Origin of the sequence: Coprococcus sp. RTP21281st1_F1_RTP21281_210402, from assembly GCF_040915325.1 — a bacterium.
Classification (GTDB): Bacteria; Bacillota; Clostridia; order Lachnospirales; family Lachnospiraceae; genus Coprococcus; species Coprococcus aceti.
In genome coordinates, this window is the sequence record NZ_JBCPDQ010000001.1 from 190,277 (window position 1) to 209,248 (window position 18,972).

Annotated in this window: 14 protein-coding genes; 2 read left to right on the forward strand and 12 right to left on the reverse strand. The window is 42.0% G+C overall.

All coding sequences use genetic code 11. The annotated features are described in order from the left end of the window. Positions 1 to 216 precede the first annotated feature (216 nt). A complete protein-coding gene (locus AB5150_RS00945; RefSeq protein WP_368291062.1) occupies positions 217 to 3,852 on the reverse strand; it encodes an Ig-like domain-containing protein in 3,636 nt (1,211 codons plus the stop codon). Positions 3,853 to 4,076: 224 nt separating this feature from the next. On the opposite strand from AB5150_RS00945, the gene AB5150_RS00950 reads away from it, so the two are divergent. Further along, on the forward strand, positions 4,077 to 4,835 hold the full coding sequence (locus AB5150_RS00950; RefSeq protein WP_022216405.1) for an AraC family transcriptional regulator: 759 nt from the start codon (positions 4,077 to 4,079) through the stop codon (positions 4,833 to 4,835). 133 nt (positions 4,836 to 4,968) lie between these two features. On the opposite strand, the gene tpiA is transcribed toward AB5150_RS00950, so the two are convergent. The 3 genes from tpiA to gap all read right to left on the reverse strand — a co-directional run bounded on the left by tpiA (position 4,969) and on the right by gap (position 8,280). After that, positions 4,969 to 5,721, reverse strand: coding sequence for a triose-phosphate isomerase (tpiA, locus tag AB5150_RS00955; RefSeq protein WP_004852916.1), 753 nt, complete (start codon positions 5,719 to 5,721; stop codon positions 4,969 to 4,971). Between the two features lie 92 nt (positions 5,722 to 5,813). Continuing rightward, positions 5,814 to 7,028 carry a phosphoglycerate kinase gene (pgk, locus tag AB5150_RS00960; RefSeq protein WP_368291063.1) on the reverse strand — a complete coding sequence of 405 codons (1,215 nt, stop codon included), beginning with the start codon at positions 7,026 to 7,028 and terminating at the stop codon, positions 5,814 to 5,816. A gap of 214 nt (positions 7,029 to 7,242) precedes the next feature. Further along, the gene (gene gap / locus AB5150_RS00965) at positions 7,243 to 8,280 is read right to left on the reverse strand and encodes a type I glyceraldehyde-3-phosphate dehydrogenase (RefSeq protein ID WP_004852921.1); all 1,038 of its coding nucleotides are present in this window, start codon (positions 8,278 to 8,280) and stop codon (positions 7,243 to 7,245) included. Positions 8,281 to 8,614: 334 nt separating this feature from the next. Between gap and AB5150_RS00970 the strand changes: the two genes are divergently transcribed. Then, complete coding sequence (locus AB5150_RS00970) at positions 8,615 to 9,436, forward strand: histidinol-phosphatase HisJ family protein (RefSeq protein ID WP_022216403.1); 822 nt, start codon at positions 8,615 to 8,617, stop codon at positions 9,434 to 9,436. 153 nt (positions 9,437 to 9,589) lie between these two features. On the opposite strand, the gene AB5150_RS00975 is transcribed toward AB5150_RS00970, so the two are convergent. The 8 genes from AB5150_RS00975 to AB5150_RS01010 form a co-directional block, all read right to left on the reverse strand. Then, positions 9,590 to 9,979 carry a hypothetical protein gene (locus tag AB5150_RS00975; protein WP_055272917.1) on the reverse strand — a complete coding sequence of 130 codons (390 nt, stop codon included), beginning with the start codon at positions 9,977 to 9,979 and terminating at the stop codon, positions 9,590 to 9,592. Positions 9,980 to 10,296: 317 nt separating this feature from the next. Next, the gene (gene mnmA / locus AB5150_RS00980) at positions 10,297 to 11,382 is read right to left on the reverse strand and encodes a tRNA 2-thiouridine(34) synthase MnmA (RefSeq protein WP_256364704.1); all 1,086 of its coding nucleotides are present in this window, start codon (positions 11,380 to 11,382) and stop codon (positions 10,297 to 10,299) included. Between the two features lie 39 nt (positions 11,383 to 11,421). Then, a complete protein-coding gene (gene nifS / locus AB5150_RS00985; protein WP_055272915.1) occupies positions 11,422 to 12,603 on the reverse strand; it encodes a cysteine desulfurase NifS in 1,182 nt (393 codons plus the stop codon). 164 nt (positions 12,604 to 12,767) lie between these two features. Further along, positions 12,768 to 14,255, reverse strand: a complete 1,488-nt coding sequence (locus AB5150_RS00990) for an MATE family efflux transporter (protein WP_055272913.1) — start codon at positions 14,253 to 14,255, stop codon at positions 12,768 to 12,770. Positions 14,256 to 14,855: 600 nt separating this feature from the next. Then, a complete protein-coding gene (locus tag AB5150_RS00995; RefSeq protein ID WP_334290619.1) occupies positions 14,856 to 15,908 on the reverse strand; it encodes an electron transfer flavoprotein subunit alpha/FixB family protein in 1,053 nt (350 codons plus the stop codon). Between the two features lie 36 nt (positions 15,909 to 15,944). Continuing rightward, positions 15,945 to 16,730 carry an electron transfer flavoprotein subunit beta/FixA family protein gene (locus tag AB5150_RS01000; protein ID WP_022058361.1) on the reverse strand — a complete coding sequence of 262 codons (786 nt, stop codon included), beginning with the start codon at positions 16,728 to 16,730 and terminating at the stop codon, positions 15,945 to 15,947. A 17-nt stretch (positions 16,731 to 16,747) separates the two neighbouring features. Next, a complete protein-coding gene (locus AB5150_RS01005; RefSeq protein ID WP_004852934.1) occupies positions 16,748 to 17,914 on the reverse strand; it encodes an acyl-CoA dehydrogenase in 1,167 nt (388 codons plus the stop codon). Positions 17,915 to 17,956: 42 nt separating this feature from the next. Beyond that, a complete protein-coding gene (locus tag AB5150_RS01010) occupies positions 17,957 to 18,829 on the reverse strand; it encodes a 3-hydroxyacyl-CoA dehydrogenase family protein (RefSeq protein ID WP_022216397.1) in 873 nt (290 codons plus the stop codon). Positions 18,830 to 18,972: the final 143 nt, after the last annotated feature.

The window sequence follows — 18,972 nt, forward strand, 5'->3', positions numbered from 1 at the left end:
ATTTTAACATGTCGCCTACCGGCTCCATGCAGGCATTCGCATTATGACGGCTTGCGCAAGCGCATCCGTCGCAATGCTCATTATATCATACAAACACCCATTCTGACTGTCAAATCATTAAAAATTCACCAAAATCCTGCTATGGCCACAATGAAAAAGGCAGCGACGATCCGCCGCTGCCTAAGGGTATATATTATTGTTTTTTAGGGGTCAAATTTAGTTTTTTACAAATGATACATTTGATATAGAAACTGTATGTGCTCCAAGTGTGTATCCTTCAACATATCCCATTGAGAAGAATAATCCGGCACCTGTATCAACAGTGATACCATCTGTGAAAACTTCTTCCTTAGGTGTAATTGTGAGTGTTATATCTTTAGCCTCACCAGCTGTAAGAACTACATCTTCACCGCCATGCCATGCATATCCGGCTGAAGGAGTCATAACAGCAACCTTCACAACTCTATCAACATCAGAAAACAATGTACATTTAAGCGTATATGACTCGCCCTGCTCAAGAGACAATCCCATCTGCTTAAGCTGGATGTTCCAGTCTGCCTCACCCACGTTTGCAACACTGTATGTGATCTTTCCATCTCCAGTCTCAATTGTGGCATCTCCAGGAGCAGTCACTGCATTTTCCCAACCGGCAAGGCTACCATCCTCATCCATCTCAAATTCTGGGTTTGTGAGAAGATTCTTACCTACAGGCACATCTATCTCTGGAGCTGAAGTCTTTTCAAGAATAATGTTATCAATACATATTCTATGCTGATCTGTAATTGCCGAACCATTTTCTCCGCCTGCGCCAAGTGCAATATTGAAAATACTCTCTTCGTCTGTGTCACAGGCCATCTGGAATGTGTTTGAAACAGTCATATATTTCTGATCAGCCTGATCGTATGCATCAAGCTTTACTGTCTCCTGAACATACGGTGTCCAGTCCTCTGCACCTGTACTATCCTTATGTGTACTTCCATCCCTCTGTATCGCATACTGAACAGTTCTCGACACAGAGCTCTTTATATCAAATGAAAGCTTGTACCACTGTCCTTTCTCAAGCTTGATATTATTCTGCTTGAGCTGTATCTTCCAGTTCTGGTCACCTGAATTCTTTATTGTGAAGTCAGCAGCATTGTCCTCCTTCTGGCTGTCCACAACAGACTCTGCATCCGCACTGCTGTCTATATACACATCATATCCAGCAAAATCTGCTGAAAAGTTCCCATTGAGAAGAAGTGAATCCTGCATTATCTTCACATTGTCTAACAGAACTTCTCCGCTGTTACCAAAATCAATGCTGATTGAACTGTCAGTCACTTCTTCTCCGGTCTCAAACTTGTAAACATAATTCTTAATTCCTTTATCCAGAGTTACAGCAAACTTTGAATCTCCTGTAGTGATAATTATATTCTTTCCCTCAGTTGCAGTCTCAGCATCAAATTTAAGTACATACTTTGTATTTGGGGCATACGCAAGCTCATCCTGTGATAATACGAAGTTGCCATCTATACTCTCATCCAATGACTTGTATGAAAATCTTCTTCCGTCAGACAGACCTGTCACCTTATACTCAGCACCGCAATTGTTGCTGACTGTCCAATATCCAAGTCTTCCTGTTCCTTCCTGAAATTCTCCATTGTAAACTAGGTTTCCATCAGCGAGGATCGTCTTCTTGTCAACTACCTCAGTCTGATTTGTCTTTACCAGCTTTACATTTGCAATATGTACACCAGCCACGCTTCCCTGATTGCCGAAGTTGAATTCTATTCTTCCCTTGTCATCAGATGAATCAGTCATCGTATACTCATACTCAAATGTCTGTTTCTCTGTTGTCATATCAAATTTTGTATCCTTAAGATATCTTCCCCATGATCTGGTTGGCGCTGAGACATCAATTATGCCTGTTCTCGCCTCATCCGCCCACGCATCAAATGAAAGCTTGTATGTGGCACCTTTTTCTACAGGAATATCAGGCTGTACCAACTGTATGCTGTAATCAACCGTTCCTGCATCAATTGTATTTATGTTGATTGTATTGTTCTCGATGACCGCTGTTCCTTCGCCGCCATTCTGCGCCATAAAAATCCAGTTTTCTGCATCTCCCAGATCCTCGGTCTCACTAAAATCACCATTTATTACATAATTGCCATTTTCATCCGGATCACGAATTATAACTTCACGCTCTGGCTTTGTCACATTTTCGTCATAAGACTCCTTCTGGTATACTCTCACATAATCAACATATAAGCTCTCACTGTTAATATAATCTGCATCTGCATCCGGATTTCCTGGCCAATTGCCGCCAACTGCAAGATTGAGTATTACATAGAATGGCTGATCAAACGGTGCCGGATAAGTAACTGTACCTTTTCCGGCAGTTGTAGAATACCAGTCATTTTCCTCATGCATCTTAACTCCATCTACATACCACGTAATTTTTCCAGGCTCCCAGTCGCATGTAAATACATGATAGCTGTCCGCAAATGACTTTCCATTTGAAAGTGTATATTTTCCCTGTGACTCTGAATGCGGATTGCCATAGTGAATCGTTCCATAGGTTGTATATGTATTGTCTCCAAGAACCTCCATCACATCTATCTCACCACATCTAGGCCACTGTCCATACAGGCTCTCGTTTGTAGGCATCATCCATGCTGCAGGAAGATAGCCCTTACCTGTAGGTACCTTTGCTCTGAACTGTACTCTGCCATACTTGAAATCCTGCTTATTCTGTGTGTTTACTCTTCCCGATGTATATGATATAGAACCATCCTCATTCACTTTTTTCTTTGAGCTTATAATAAGTGTGCCATTCTTGACTTTTATATTATCTTCAGAATCAACATATGACTGAAGCTCATTATTGACCCAGCCAGGCTCATGGAGTTCAACATTCCAAATATCACGGTTGAGCTCTGTTCCGTCAAATTCATCATGCCATAAAAGTTTATACCCCTGCGACTCGTATTTATTTTCTACAGTCACCTTCTTATTTACAGTCACTTTACATGTTGCTTTCTTTCCTGAACCGTCAGCAGCTTTTGCTGTGATTGTAGCTGTACCTGGTGCTATAGCCTTCACAACGCCTTTTGCAGAAACCGTTGCAATCTTTTTATTGCTCGATGTCCAACTTAACGTCTTGTTGGTTGCCGATGCAGGAGCGACAGTAGCTGTAAGAGTTTTACTGCTTCCCTCTGTGATAGTGAGTGTTGCCGCTGAAAGCTTGATAGAAGTAACTGGCTGTTTTACTGTAATCTTACATCTTGCATATTTGCCACTTCCATCCATAGCCTTCGCAGTTATATATACTCTTCCAACCTTAACTGCTTTTACAACACCTTTCGAGGAAACTGTTGCTATTCTTTTATCTGATGATGACCACTGAATTCTCTTATATGTGGCATTCTTTGGAGCAATTGAAGCTTTTAACGTCCTGCTGGTTCCTTTAAACATGTTCACAGCCTTTGCAGACAATTTAACAGTCTTCGTAGGAACCCCAACATAAACATTAAACCTATACATTACCTTTGGGTTTGCAGCACTCTTCACTGCTACAACCGCTTTTCCTGATTTTACCGCTTTGACAACACCCTTGTTATCTACTGTAACTATCTTCTTATTTGATGATACATATGTTACTTTTTTGCTGATCTTACCTGTAACTACAACTCTAGGTTTCACCCGAAACTTTGTACCCTTTTTTAGTACAAGTTTATTTGTGACAAGATTTGTCACAGTTACAGACTTTACCGCAGCTTTTGATGTTCTAGCGCTAACGTCTGATGGACACAGAGTGATCAACATACAAACTACAAGTATCATAGCCACAAGCTGTTTTAACCTTCTCATAAAATACTCCTCTCCAAAAATAAAATAATAATATTTACGACGTCGCATCTTTATAAAGTATTTTGATAATAACATCTTATACATTTGCCATATATCGTTTTATTGCTTTTTATATAGTTTACATGATATATTATAGAGGAGTTGTAAAGTAAGACTTTTATAAACTTTTGATAACATATAAATTTTTACCCTGACACAATTTACTGGAAAGGATTTATACACATATGAAATACTCAAAGGAAATATTCTACCAGGAATTTATAAGACGCGAAGATTCAACCAATAGAGCGCCCTATAACCCTGAACTTGAATTTTACTCAATAATACAAAATGGAGATATAGAACAGGTTAAAGAATTGTGTAAAGCCTCACCACTTAAGGATAAAAAAGGACTCGGCTTACTATCTGAAAAGCCGGTCAACAACATAAGATATCATTTTGTCATAACAACAGCCCTTGTTGCAAGATACTGTATTGAAGGTGGTCTCGATGTGGCAACTGCTTACAATCTCAGTGATTTTTATATAAAAAAGTCAGATACAATGAAGTCTGTGGAGGATATATCTGAATTACATGCGTTCATGTGCATCGACTATGCAAAAAAAATGCGAAACCTTAAGAAAAATTCCATATGCTCCAAACCGGTCGCAGAGTGCATAGACTACATATACGATCATCTGCATACTAGGATCACTGTTGAACTTCTGGCAAAACGTGTCAATCTCACCCCGTCATACCTGTCAAGGCTGTTCAAAAAAGAGACCGGAGATAATATCGGACATTATATAAAAATGCTAAAACTTGATACTGCAAGGAACATGCTCATATACTCTGATTATAGCCCTGCCCAGATAGCACAGACTCTCGCATTTCCAAGTCAGAGTTATTTTACCGAACAGTTCAGATTACATACTGGTCTAACACCTGCGAACTATAGAAATATAAATTTAAGGCAAACCCCATTTCATAAAAACAATACTTAGTTCCTGAAATATACCACCTTGTTTTTCTAAGCGTAAACAAAAGGGATTACCTTGTGATAAAGCACTTGATAATCCCTTTCAATATTCTATATCAGATTTAATCTAAAACTAATATATTTTGGCCTGTTTAAAATTACTTTCCGGCATTTACAACCTGACCGAAATCAGCCTTGAGTGAAGCACCGCCGATAAGACCACCGTCGATGTCTGGCTTTGCAAGGAGCTCAGCAGCATTGCCAGCGTTCATAGAACCGCCGTACTGAATTCTTACCGCCTCAGCTGTATCTGTATCGTAGATCTCAGCGATGAGATCACGGATTCCCTTACATACTTCCTGTGCCTGATCTGATGTAGCTGTCTTACCTGTTCCGATAGCCCAGATTGGCTCGTAAGCGATAACCATTGACTTAACCTGATCTGCTGTTACGCCAGCGAGATCTGACTTGATCTGAAGACGGATCCAGTCCATAGTAACACCGAGCTCTCTCTGCTCAAGTGACTCACCACAGCAAAGAATAGGTGTGATACCAGCCTCAAATGCCTTCTTAACCTTCTTGTTGAGAAGAACATCATCCTCCTTAAAGTAATCACGACGCTCTGAATGTCCGATGATAACGTACTTAACACCAGCATCAACAAGCATTGCTGCTGAGATCTCGCCTGTGTAAGCTCCGCTCTCCTCGAAGTACATGTTCTCTGCACCTACAGCTACGTTTGTTCCCTTTGTTGCCTCAACAACTGGTACGATATCGATAGCTGGTACACAGTATACTACATCTACGTCATCATTCTTTACTAAGTCCTTTAACAGGTTAACAAGCTCAACAGCCTCGCTAGGAGTCTTGTTCATCTTCCAGTTACCTGCAATAATCTTCTTTCTTGCCATTGTAATCTACCTCTTATATTTGTATTTTTTGATGAGTACCGGCCTGAACCGGCACCCACCAGTATAATCTTTATATCTCAGTGATATACAAATTACTTGTCGTTAGCTGCTGCTACGCCCGGAAGCTCCTTACCCTCAAGGAACTCAAGTGAAGCTCCACCACCTGTTGAGATGTGGCTCATCTTTGAACCGTAACCAAGCTGGTTAACTGCTGCTGCTGAATCTCCACCACCGATGATTGTTGTAGCATCTGTATCAGCAAGTGCTGCTGCAACTGCCTTTGTACCGGCTGCAAGTACAGGGTTCTCGAATACACCCATAGGTCCATTCCAAACAACTGTCTTAGCTGTCTTAACTGCGTCTGAGTAAAGCTCGATAGTCTTAGGTCCGATATCGCAGCCTTCCTTGTCTGCAGGCATCTTGTCAGCGTCAAATATCTCTGTCTTGATGCTTGGATCGTCGATAGGGTTAGGGAAATCCTCGATCATAACTGTATCAACTGGAAGAAGAAGCTTCTTGCCAAGGCTCTCTGCCTTTGCCATCATCTCCTTGCAGTAATCGATCTTAGAATCGTCTACAAGTGACTTACCGATCTCATATCCCTTAGCCTTAAGGAATGTGTAAGCCATACCACCACCGATGATAAGTGTATCACACTTCTCAAGAAGGTTTGAAATAACATTGAGCTTGTCAGCAACCTTAGCACCACCGAGGATAGCTACAAATGGTCTAACTGGGTTCTCTACTGCATTGCCAAGGAAGTCGATCTCCTTCTGCATTAAGTAACCAACTACTGCTGTGTCAACAAGTCCAGCAACACCAACGTTTGAGCAGTGAGCTCTGTGAGCTGTTCCGAATGCATCATTTACAAATACATCACAGATGCTTGCAAGATCCTTAGAGAAAGCCTCTCCGTTCTTTGTCTCTTCAGCTCTGAAACGTGTATTCTCAAGAAGGATTACATCTCCGTCCTTCATAGCGTCAACTGCAGCCTTAACTGTGTCGTCAACAACCTCAAGGCTTGGTACAAACTTAACCTCCTGTCCAAGGAGCTCTGTAAGTCTCTTAGCAACTGGTGCAAGGGTCTTAGTCTGCTTGTCCTCCTCAGTCTTAACCTTTCCAAGGTGTGAACAAAGGATAACCTTTCCACCGTCAGCGATAAGCTTCTTGATAGTAGGAAGAGCTGCAACGAGTCTGTTCTCGTCTGTGATCTCTCCGTTCTTTAATGGTACATTGAAGTCGCATCTGCAAAGCACGCGCTTGCCCTTAACATTGATATCATCTACTGATTTCTTGTTTAATGACATTTCTAATTCCTCCTAAATAATGTTATAGAACAGAAAACTATAAGTTGTCCTCTGCCCAGCTACCTACCCGCTCTTATGCGGGAACATAGAAACGCATAATTGCTTCCTACGAAGAAAAAAGAGCCCGGTCCTTGGAGACCGGACCCTCTATTAGGTCTAATAAATACTTTTAAATGAGCTTACATTATAAAAGCTAATTATAGCTTGAAATAACTTATGCTAACTCTGCGAAGTACTTGATTGTTCTAACCATCTGGCTTGTGTATGAGTTCTCATTGTCATACCATGAAACAACCTGAACCTCATATAAATCATCAGCGATCTTTGATACCATTGTCTGAGTTGAATCAAATAATGAACCATATCTCATACCGATAACATCTGATGAAACGATTGGATCTGTGTTGTAACCGAATGACTCTGAAGCAGCAGCCTTCATTGCAGCGTTGATTCCATCAACTGTTACATCAGCACCCTTAACAACTGCTGTAAGGATTGTTGTTGAACCTGTTGGAACTGGAACTCTCTGAGCTGATCCGATAAGCTTGCCATTTAACTCTGGGATAACAAGACCGATAGCCTTAGCAGCACCTGTTGAGTTAGGAACGATATTAGCAGCACCTGCTCTAGCTCTTCTTAAATCGCCCTTTCTGTGTGGTCCGTCAAGTATCATCTGATCACCTGTGTAAGCGTGGATTGTTGACATGATACCAGACTGGATTGGAGCATAGTCATTAAGAGCCTTAGCCATTGGTGCAAGACAGTTAGTTGTACATGAAGCTGCTGAGATGATCTGATCATCAGCTGTTAATGTATCCTGGTTAACTGAGAATACGATAGTCTTAAGATCATTACCAGCTGGAGCTGAGATAACAACCTTCTTAGCACCTGCGTTGATATGAGCCATTGACTTCTCCTTTGAGCAGTAGAAACCAGTACACTCAAGAACTACATCAACACCGATCTTACCCCAAGGAAGGTTGTTTGCATCTGCCTCCTTGTAGATTGTAAGAGTCTTACCATCAACTGTGATTGTGTTAGCCTCATCATCAGCTGAAACTGTGTGAAGGTTCTCACCGATCTTGCCACAGTATCCACCCTGTGCTGTATCGTACTTGAGAAGATCTGCAAGCATTGAAGGCTTTGTTAAATCGTTGATTGCAACAACTTCATAACCCTCTGCACCGAACATCTGTCTGAATGCAAGACGACCAATACGTCCAAAACCGTTAATTGCTACTTTTACTGCCATTTTTTATTCCTCCTAGGTTTTTGAAATATAATAAAAGTATTTATCAATCTGCTACGCGGGAACGTAGCAAATAAATCGTGTTAAATACACAAGCTAATCATACATTCTTTAGGTATAAATTTCAAGCCTTAATCTCATTTTTTTAGTTATCATCTATCCAAAATAGACAAATTTGTTTTAACAAATTATACTAATGGGCTGAGGCTATAGAAAAAATGTTTCTACTACAATTTGATAATAATAAGATTACTCAACAGCTTTACTTTATATATTTTTTTCAGTGTTTTATGTTATAATATGAAACGCAATGATTATAAACGGAGGTATACAGAAAATGATCATCTGTGATTCGCATATACATTCGGAGTTCTCAAGCGACTCTTCCGCTCCACTGGACAGTATAATCCAGAAGGCAATACAACTTGGAATTCCAAAGATCTGTCTGACAGATCACCACGATATAGACTTTCCTATCAATCCGGAGGACGGTTTTGACTTCCAACTTGATTTCGATTCGTACTTTGCTGCGATAGACGAAATACGACACAGATACGGAGATCGGATTGACGTGAGAAGCGGCGTGGAACTCGGTCTCATGAATACGGTTGCCGGCAAGGCAAGGGACATTGCTGATAAATACAAAAATGAACTGGACTTTATCATAGGATCATCACACCTTGTCAGGGGCCTCGACCCATACTATCCAGCTTACTATGAGGGACGTACAGAGATAGAAGGTATACGTGATTACTTTGAGTCCATTCTTGAGAATGTGACTCTGATAGATGACTTTGACGTATATGGTCATCTTGACTACGTAGTAAGATACTGCCCATCAGGCGAGAAGATCTTTAGGATGGCAGATTATAATGATGTGCTTGAACAGATTTTCAAAATAATCATCCCAAAGGGAAAAGGTATAGAGATCAATACCGGAAGCCTGTACAAGAATATGAGTTACGCACATCCTCACATGGATATCCTGAAACTCTACAAGGATATGGGTGGCGAGATCATCACAGTGGGATCTGATGCACACAAGCCCGAATATCTGTGCTATGATTTTGAGACATATGCAAGGGATGCCCTCACATCACTCGGCTACAGATACTACTGTACATTCAAGAACAGAAAGCCAGAATTCAATCCGCTGTAAAAAAAAATTGCAAAATATCAATTTATTTATATACTTATAAATATAAAAAGATGGAACACATACGCCAGTTCAATGGCTTATATGTTCCATCTTTTTTATACCGTAAATTCAATTCCGGCAGTCACCTGACTGCTCTATTTGTTTCATATCTCATTATGTATTGTTTCCTGTATAGTACGGACTATGTGGTATATCATGAATGTCTGTTTTTCTCATTTTTTCAAGATAATCGCCTCCGGCGCCATCCAGATCACCATATATCGCATTTGGGCAATAACTGAGGAGCATGTCAAGGACTTTCTTTTTTCTCTTTCCGGTCACAAGTCCTCTTAAATTAATATATACATTATTTTCATGATTTCCAGTATACATACAGTAATATTCCAATTTGCCTCTTCGCATACTCGTATATACATATGTTATAAGATACACATCCCATCTGTACGCAAGGTTGTATCTCATTGTCTTTGATGCGATAACCTCATGTGAAGCCATAATGTATTTATTCTCATAGATAATATCACCATACAATTTGTCTGCCATTTCAAACACACTGCCACCATGATTTTTATTCTCTCGGTTGAGCAACTTCTCCGGAGTCCGTATAATCCTAATGCCATCCCATATGCATATAACCGAAATTACAGTCAGAAAAATCAATGGTCCTGTGAAACTATTCAATTCAAACTCTCCATTATGTATCATGGAGCATATAGTGATTATCATAAAAACAAAAATCACTGAAAAGATACCAAACAATATTCATCCACGCACTTTGACGTCTTTGCGCAAAACTTCTCTGCCTGTATCACCCATACGAAATCTCCTTATGTCAGACCATCACCCTTTGTAAAACCCTGTCAACAGATGCTTCCTCCGCCAAGCACATGATCATCTTCATAGAACACTACAGCCTGTCCCTTTGTCACAGCTCTTACCGGCTCGTCAAATACTGCTTCTACCAGATCTTCATCTATCTTTCTGATGGTACACATACTTCCCTTATGATTGTATCTGATCTTCGCCTTGACATGCATTGGCTCCGTGAGATCCTCTATGGACATAAAGTTCAGTCTGTTGCATATCAGCCTTTCTGAAAATACATCTCCGTTCTCTCCTATAACAACCTGATTTGTCTCAGGTATGATGTCCACCACAAATACCGGATGCCCCATCGCAAGTCCCAGTCCTTTTCTCTGTCCTATGGTGTAGTGTATGATTCCCTTATGTCTTCCGATCGCATTGCCATGTATGTCTACAAAATCTCCCGGAACCGCCTTAAGTCCTGCTTCATTCTCAAGATAACCGGCGTAATCTCCATCTGGCACAAAGCATATATCCTGGCTATCCGGCTTGTGAGCCACCATAAGTCTGTGGTCCTCTGCAATTTTTCTGATCTCAGGCTTGCTGTACTCTCCAACCGGCATGAGTGTCCTGGCGAGCTGCTCCTGGGTGAGATTGTAGAGAGCATATGTCTGATCCTTCTCTATTCCCCTGGCCTCCTGGAGAGTATATCTGCCATTTGGAAGCTGTATGATCCTTGCATAGTGTCCCGTAGCAATATAATCGCCCCCGATGGCCATGCATCTCGTAAGCAGAGACTCCCATTTTACATATCTGTTGCATGCAATACATGGATTCGGAGTTCTTCCGCATTTGTATTCGTCCACAAAATAGTCTATTACGTACTTCTTGAATTCTTCCTTGAAATTCATAACGTAATACGGAATATCGAGCTGCGATGCCACACGCCTGGCATCATCCACAGCAGAAAGTCCGCAGCATCCGGCATGGGCACTCACCACGTCCCTGTCCTCATCCTGCCATATCTGCATGGTAACTCCTATTACATTGTAGCCCTGCTCCTTGAGCAAAAGTGCGGCAACCGACGAGTCGACTCCGCCTGACATACCAACACACACTGTCTTCTTATCTGTATCGACCAAATTTTTTCCCTCTTTATACATAGTTATATCTTGTGTAATTTACATGTTTCTCCTGGCAAAATCCTGATACGCAGGTGACATTTTTCTGAGATTTTCCACGATTCTCTTGAGATTATCTACCACCGCATCCGCCTCATCCATGGTGTTCTCATATCCCAGAGTCAGTCTGACCGCACCATGGGATATCTCCTTCGGAAGCCCTATAGCTGTCAGCACATGGGAGGGATCAACAGAACCCGATGTACATGCGGAACCGGCAGAAGCACATATGCCCGCCATATCAAGCATGATGAGGATCGTCTCGCCCTCAACGAACTGGAAGCTGACATTTACATTGTTCGGAAGTCTGTCTTTGTCATGTCCGTTCAGTCTGGAATAAGGAATCTCCGATAAAATTCTGTGTATTATATGATCTCTGATATCTGTCTCCTGCTTCATCCGATCTTCCATTGAGAGCATCGCAAGCTCCGCAGCTTTGCCCATTCCTACAATCCCCGGTACATTCTCTGTTCCGGCACGTCTTCCTCTCTCCTGCTGGCCTCCGTGGATAAAGCTTCCAAGCTTTATTCCGCTCCGTATATACAGAAACCCGATTCCCTTCGGGCCATTAAGCTTATGTCCGCTGCTGCTGAGCATATCTATGTTCATGGCATTTACATCCAGTGGTATCTGTCCATACGCCTGAACCGCATCCGTGTGGAATAGAATGCCATGTTCATGCGCAATAGCTCCTATCCTGCTTATCGGCTCTATGGTTCCTATCTCATTGTTTGCAGCCATAACCGAGATGAGGATCGTATCCGGTCTTATCGCCGACTCCAGCCTATCAGGATCAACCATCCCCTTCTCATCCACATCCAGATATGTCACGTCAAAGCCCCTCTTCTCCAGATACTGACATGTGTGAAGAATGGCATGGTGCTCTATCCTGGTCGTAATTATATGTTTTCCCTTATCCTGAAAGGCTTCCGCTACAGCCTTTAAAGCCCAGTTATCCGATTCCGAACCACCGCCCGTGAAATAGATCTCCTCAGGCTTTGCGCCAAGCGAATCAGCAATTATATCCCTCGCCACATTTATCACATCCTTATTTCTCGATGCAAATGTATATACGCCTGAAGGGTTTCCAAACTTTTCTGTAAAATAAGGCAACATGGCGTCGAGCACTTCAGGTCTCACCGCCGTCGTCGCTGCATGATCCATATATATTAACTTTCCCATTTTCGCTCTCTTTCCATTACCTTTTCTGTCACTTGTCAATGACAAATGCAACACTGCATTCATCACACGAAACTATATTACTATATAGTATTCTACCACTATACAAATGCCACGTGCTATGTATATATTATTATGCTCTCATCATATCTCATTATCTTCGTCTCTTAATCTCTTTGGACGCTTTCCATAGGCTTTACTATTTTCTTATAGACCCTGAGAAGAAAGATCGTCGATATGATCACACTGAAAACCTCTGCGATAGGGAACGCTGCCCACACACCATTCACACTGTTCATTGCTTTCGACAGGAAATATGCCACAGGAAGTATGACAAAAAGCTGTCTCGCCATAGACACTATCATACTGTACACGCCCTTTCCTACAGCCTGAAACATTCCCGAACATGTGACAGAAAATCCCGCAAATATAAACGCTGTACTCATGATCCTGACCGCTGGTATACCCATCAACAGCATCTCATCTGTGGCATCAAATATTTTAAGTATCTGTCCCGGAAATACCTGCATGATAGCAAGACAGAATACCATAATGGAACAACCGACCATCACACCAAGCTTCATGGTGCGTTTCATTCTGTCAGGTTTCTGCGCTCCGTAGTTGTATGAAATTATCGGTATCATTCCGTTGTTCAATCCGAATACAGGCATAAATGCCATACTCTGCACCTTGAAATACGCTCCGAACACTGCAACGGCCAATTTCGAGAATGAGTACAGTATCAGATTCAGGAAATAATTCATCACAGAACCTATTGCAACCATGATAACCGACGGCACACCTACGCTGAGAATCTTACCAATTATCTCGCCATGTGGCCTGAATCTTCTGAGTGTTATATGGAGATCCGGATTCTTCTTGATATTAAATATCATAGCAAGAGTTCCGGCTATACACTGTCCACATACAGTTGCAATGGCAGCACCCTTTACTCCCATTTGTGGACATCCGAGAAGACCAAATATCATTATAGGATCAAGTATAAGATTGATGACAGCACCGAGTATCTGGGTTATCATACTGTACATTGTACGTCCCGTGGACTGCAGCAATCTCTCAAATGTCATCTGGAAAGCTATACCGAAAGCACAACAGCAGCACACCTTGAGATACTCTGTTCCATATTGGATTACCCGTGCATCCCCCGTCTGACTTTCCATGAATGTCCTTGCAAAGAATAAACCTATTATCAGGAATATCACATATCCTATCGCCTCAAGGAATATTCCCTGTCTGGCAACTTCATTTGCCCTGTCAAATTTCTTCTCTCCAAGTGCCTTGGATATAAACGCATTAAAGCCAACTCCCAGTCCCGAGAAAACTCCTATCATCAGATTCTGTATCGGAAATGCCGTGGACACAGCCGTAAGTCCGTCCATGCTGAATCTTGACACAAACACACTGTCCACAACATTGTACATAGCCTGGAACAGCATGGAAATTATCATAGGAAGTGACATTGACATCAGAAGCTTTCCCTCAGACATCACACCCATCTTATTTTCTCTGCTCTCACCTGCGAACGCCTTTCCATTAGCAGATATTGTTTTATTATCAGATATTATTTTCTCACCAGATTTTTTTCTGTTATCAGGTGATTTTTCATTATTTTCGACGCTGTCTTTCTCTTTCATATGTACCTCTCCTCTGCATGCTCCTGCTGTGCATAATGTACTGTACCTGCCATTTGTGCTTATCCTCACACACACTTATCTTCACTTGCACTTATCCGCACATGCATACTCTCTTTATCTACTATACTCAAACTAATTAATACTACATTATTTTTGTATTATTTACAATACACTTGTATTTTGATTTTCGATCTCTATTTTCTGATTTCTAATTTTCGATTTATCGATTTCTCATCGACTCAATTCACCGACTCGTATATTGGACCCATATATTCACATTTACAATCATCAATTCATTTATAGCTCACTAATAATGCTATTCACTCATCATCGAGCAGAGTATCCCTAGTAATGAAAACGGACACTCAATAAAAAACAGCACATAATTTTTCGCAAGTATATCCTCAACACAACCCTCACGTAGCCGCACACAAATCATTCCGTACCTGAATTCATCCTGCAACAGCCCTATGCAATTCAAACGATTCTACAATTCAGACCACCATACAGCTCAAAAAATCCCCCTCTTGAACATCAAATCCAAGAGGGGGACTTATAATTGATAATCTAAAATTATCTATATGACAAACAAGCTGTTAATTACTTATTAGCAAGCTCTGCCTTGATAGCCTCTGTAAGAGCTGGAACGATCTTGTTGAGATCTCCAACTACACCATAGTCAGCTACATCAAAGATAGGAGCATCCTCATCCTTGTTGATAGCAACGATGATGTCTGACTCTTCCATACCAGCTACGTGCTGGATAGCACCTGAAATACCGATTGCGAAGTATACCTGTGGACGAACTGTCTTACCAGTCTGACCAACCTGAAGCTCCTTTGGCTTCCAGCCTGAATCTACAACTGCACGTGAGCATGATACCTGTCCACCAAGTACCTCTGCAAGATCATCAAGGAGCTTGAAGTTCTCTGCTGAACCAACTCCACGACCACCTGAAACAAGGATTTTAGCATCCATGATATCCTTGATATCTGAGATAGCCTTTGAGATCTCAAGAATCTCAACATACTTGTTGTTAGGTACGAATCCTGGATTGTACTCGATAACCTCTGCCTTCTTACCAGCTACCTTGTCAAGCTTCTGCATAACACCTGGACGAACTGTAGCCATCTGTGGACGGTTGTCAGGACATGCGATTGTAGCGATTGTGTTACCACCGAATGCAGGACGTGTCATAAGAAGCTGATTGTGCTTCTGCTCCTGATTTGGAAGTGCAACAAGAGGGAAATCACCGATCTCAAGTAATGTACAGTCTGCTGTAAGACCTGTAGCAACTCTTGCTGAAACTGTTGGACCAAGATCTCTACCGATTGCTGTAGCACCAACTAAAACGATCTCTGGCTTGTACTCATTGATAACTGATGCAAGTGCGTGTGCATATGGCTCAGTTCTGTACTCCTTGAGCTCTGGATCGTCAACAACGATAACTCTATCTGCGCCGTACTCTGCAAGCTCATCTACAAGACCCTTAACGTCTGAACCGATAAGGACTGCAGTTACCTGCTCATCAAGCTTCTCTGCCAGTCTCTTTCCTTCGCCGATAAGCTCGAAAGAAATACCACTTAACTTATTATCTACCTGCTGTGCAAAGACAAATACGCCTTTGTAGTTCTTCATTTCTTCTGCGTTCATTGCGCCCATTTTATTCACCACTTTTCCTTTACTATATTAGATTACATGCTTATCCTTTAACTTGCCAACAATATAGCTAACTGCCTCATCTGGAGAATCAGGAACAACCTTCTCGCCTGCACCCTTTCTTACCTTATCTGAAGCCTTAGCGATCTTTGTAGGTGAGCCCTTAAGACCGATGTTAGAATCATCAACATCAACGAGGTCTGCTCTGCCAAGTGTTGTGATCTCTGCATTAACTGCATCGAAGATTCCACCTGGAGTCATGTATCTTGGCTCATTTAACTCAGAAAGTGCTGTTACAAGGCAAGGCATCTTAGCCTTTAACATATGATATCCGTCATCATACTGACGCTTAACGATAACTGCGTCTCCGTCAACCTTGATCTCCTGTGCATATGAAATTACAGGAATTCCAAGATGCTCAGCGATCTGTGGTCCAACCTGAGCTGTATCTCCATCGATAGCCTGACGACCTGTTATGATCAGATCATAATCAAGCTTTCTGAGAGCTCCAGCGATTGTTGTTGATGTAGCCCATGTATCAGCTCCACCAAGAACACGGTCTGTTACAAGAACACCCTTGTCAGCTCCCATAGCGATTGCTTCCTGAAGAACGTCAGCAGCCTTTGGAAGACCCATTGTAAGAACTGTTACCTCTGCACCATACTGATCCTTTAATCTAAGTGCAGCCTCAAGTCCTGCCTTATCATCAGGGTTCATGATTGTAAGCATTGCTGCTCTGTTTAATGTACCGTCTGGGTTGAACTGTACTCCACCCTTTGTATCAGGTACCTGCTTTATACAAACTATAACCTTCACGTTAAGTACCTCCTATATTACTTTAATAAGTTTGCAGAAATAACCATACGCTGAACCTCTGAAGTTCCCTCGTAGATCTCTGTAATCTTAGCATCACGCATCATACGCTCAACATCGTACTCCTTGATGTAACCGTAACCACCGTGTAACTGAACACACTTTGTAGTAACTTCCATAGCAACCTCGGCTGCGTAAAGCTTAGCCATAGCTGCCTCTACTGAGTAAGAAACCTTAGCACCGCTCTGGTACTCATCCTTCTTTCTTGCTGCCTTGTATACGAGAAGCTTAGCTGCCTCGATCTTTGTTGCAAGGTCTGCAAGAACAAACTGTGTATTCTGGAACTGAGCGATTGATCTGCCGAACTGCTTTCTCTCTTTAACATAGTTTACTGTTGTCTCGAGAGCGCCCTCTGCAATACCAAGAGCCTGAGCAGCGATACCGATACGTCCACCGTCAAGTGTGTGCATAGCGATATTGAATCCCTTACCCTTCTGTCCAAGAAGAGCGTCCTTTGGAATACGGCAGTCTGTGAAGATAAGCTCGTATGTTGAAGAACCACAGATACCCATCTTGTTCTCCTTTGTACCGAATGTAAATCCAGGTGTACCCTTCTCTACGATGAATGCTGAGATCTCCTTCATCTTTCTGCCACGCTTCTCAACGATACCAGTAACTGCGATAACGATATATACGTCAGCCTCTTTACCGTTTGTGATGAAGCACTTTGATCCGTTAAGTACCCACTCGTCTCCGTCAAGTACAGCCTTTGTCTGCTGTCCCTGAGCATCTGTACCAGCACCTGGCTCAGTAAGACCGAAAGCACCAAGCTTTCTGCCTGAAGCAAGATCAGGAACATACTTCTCCTTCTGAGCTGGTGTACCAAATGTTACGATAGGATCAACACAGAGTGATGTGTGTGCTGATACGATAACACCTGTAGTACCACAAACCTTTGAAAGTTCCTCAACGCACATAGCATATGTGAGAATATCACAGCCCTGTCCGCCTAACTCCTTAGAAACAGGGATTCCTAAGAAACCATACTTTGCCATCTTCTCTACAGTCTCTCTAGGAAATCTGTGCTGTTCGTCAATTTCCTGAGCAAGAGGCTTTACTTCATTCTGCGCGAACTCTCTGAATAAATTCTGCGCCATTTCATACTTCTTGTCTAAAGCGAAATCCATTCTAATTATTCCTCCATGAATATATTATATTACTTAGCACTATTACTGAGCATCAACTGGTGTCTTTGTACGATCAGCATTGTATACATAGAATCCTCTGCCGCTCTTAACACCAAGGTTGCCGCCACGTACCATCTTACGAAGTAATGGACATGCACGATACTTGCTGTCACCTGTCTCATTGTACAGAACGTCCATGATTGCAAGACAGATATCAAGGCCTACGAAATCACCTAACTCAAGTGGTCCCATTGGATGGTTAGCACCAAGCTTCATAGCAGCGTCAATACCAGCTATGTCTGATACACCTTCCATCTTGATGAATGCAGCTTCGTTGATCATTGGGATGAGGATTCTGTTTACTACGAATCCAGCAGCCTCGTTAACCTGTACTGGAGTCTTACCGATCTCCTCTGAGATCTTAACGATCTTCTCTACAATCTCAGCTGGTGTATTAACACCTGCGATAACCTCGATAAGCTTCATTCTGTCAGCTGGATTGAAGAAATGCATACCGATCATAGGACGTGTAAGACCATTTCCAATCTCTGTGATAGAAAGTGATGATGTGTTTGAAGCGAATACACACTCTGGCTTGCAGATCTTGTCAAGCTCAGCAAATGTTGTCTTCTTTACTTCCATGTTCTCGAAAGCAGCCTCAACTATAAGGTCGCAGTCTGCACATAAGTCTTCCTTAAGACCTGGAGTGATGCTGGCAAGAATACCATCAACCTTCTCCTGTGTCATCTTTCCTTTTTCTACGAGTCTTGCATAACCCTTAGCGATCTTGTCCTTACCGCCTTCAGCCCACTCCTGCTTGATATCACAGAGTGCAACCTCGTATCCGTCAACCTGAGCAAATGCCTTAGCAATGCCCTGACCCATGGTTCCTGCACCAATTACGCCAACCTTCATTTTTATGTCCTCCTAAATCTTTTTTTCCGGTAAACATGAGAAATTCATATACGTTTCGTTTAACATGCTACCATAATACTTATATCACACATTTAGGATGGTTTACCTTTATCAGATTCCCCACCCTAAATGTTAATATCAGA

Coding starts and splice junctions, on each gene's coding strand:
- AB5150_RS00945 (WP_368291062.1), bottom strand. CDS start 3,852: ATGAGAAGGTTAAAACAGCTTGTGGCTATGATACTTGTAGTTTGTATG.
- AB5150_RS00950 (WP_022216405.1), top strand. CDS start 4,077: ATGAAATACTCAAAGGAAATATTCTACCAGGAATTTATAAGACGCGAA.
- tpiA (WP_004852916.1), bottom strand. CDS start 5,721: ATGGCAAGAAAGAAGATTATTGCAGGTAACTGGAAGATGAACAAGACT.
- pgk (WP_368291063.1), bottom strand. CDS start 7,028: ATGTCATTAAACAAGAAATCAGTAGATGATATCAATGTTAAGGGCAAG.
- gap (WP_004852921.1), bottom strand. CDS start 8,280: ATGGCAGTAAAAGTAGCAATTAACGGTTTTGGACGTATTGGTCGTCTT.
- AB5150_RS00970 (WP_022216403.1), top strand. CDS start 8,615: ATGATCATCTGTGATTCGCATATACATTCGGAGTTCTCAAGCGACTCT.
- AB5150_RS00975 (WP_055272917.1), bottom strand. CDS start 9,979: ATGGCAGACAAATTGTATGGTGATATTATCTATGAGAATAAATACATT.
- nifS (WP_055272915.1), bottom strand. CDS start 12,603: ATGGGAAAGTTAATATATATGGATCATGCAGCGACGACGGCGGTGAGA.
- AB5150_RS00990 (WP_055272913.1), bottom strand. CDS start 14,255: ATGAAAGAGAAAGACAGCGTCGAAAATAATGAAAAATCACCTGATAAC.
- AB5150_RS00995 (WP_334290619.1), bottom strand. CDS start 15,908: ATGAACGCAGAAGAAATGAAGAACTACAAAGGCGTATTTGTCTTTGCA.
- AB5150_RS01005 (WP_004852934.1), bottom strand. CDS start 17,914: ATGGATTTCGCTTTAGACAAGAAGTATGAAATGGCGCAGAATTTATTC.
- AB5150_RS01010 (WP_022216397.1), bottom strand. CDS start 18,829: ATGAAGGTTGGCGTAATTGGTGCAGGAACCATGGGTCAGGGCATTGCT.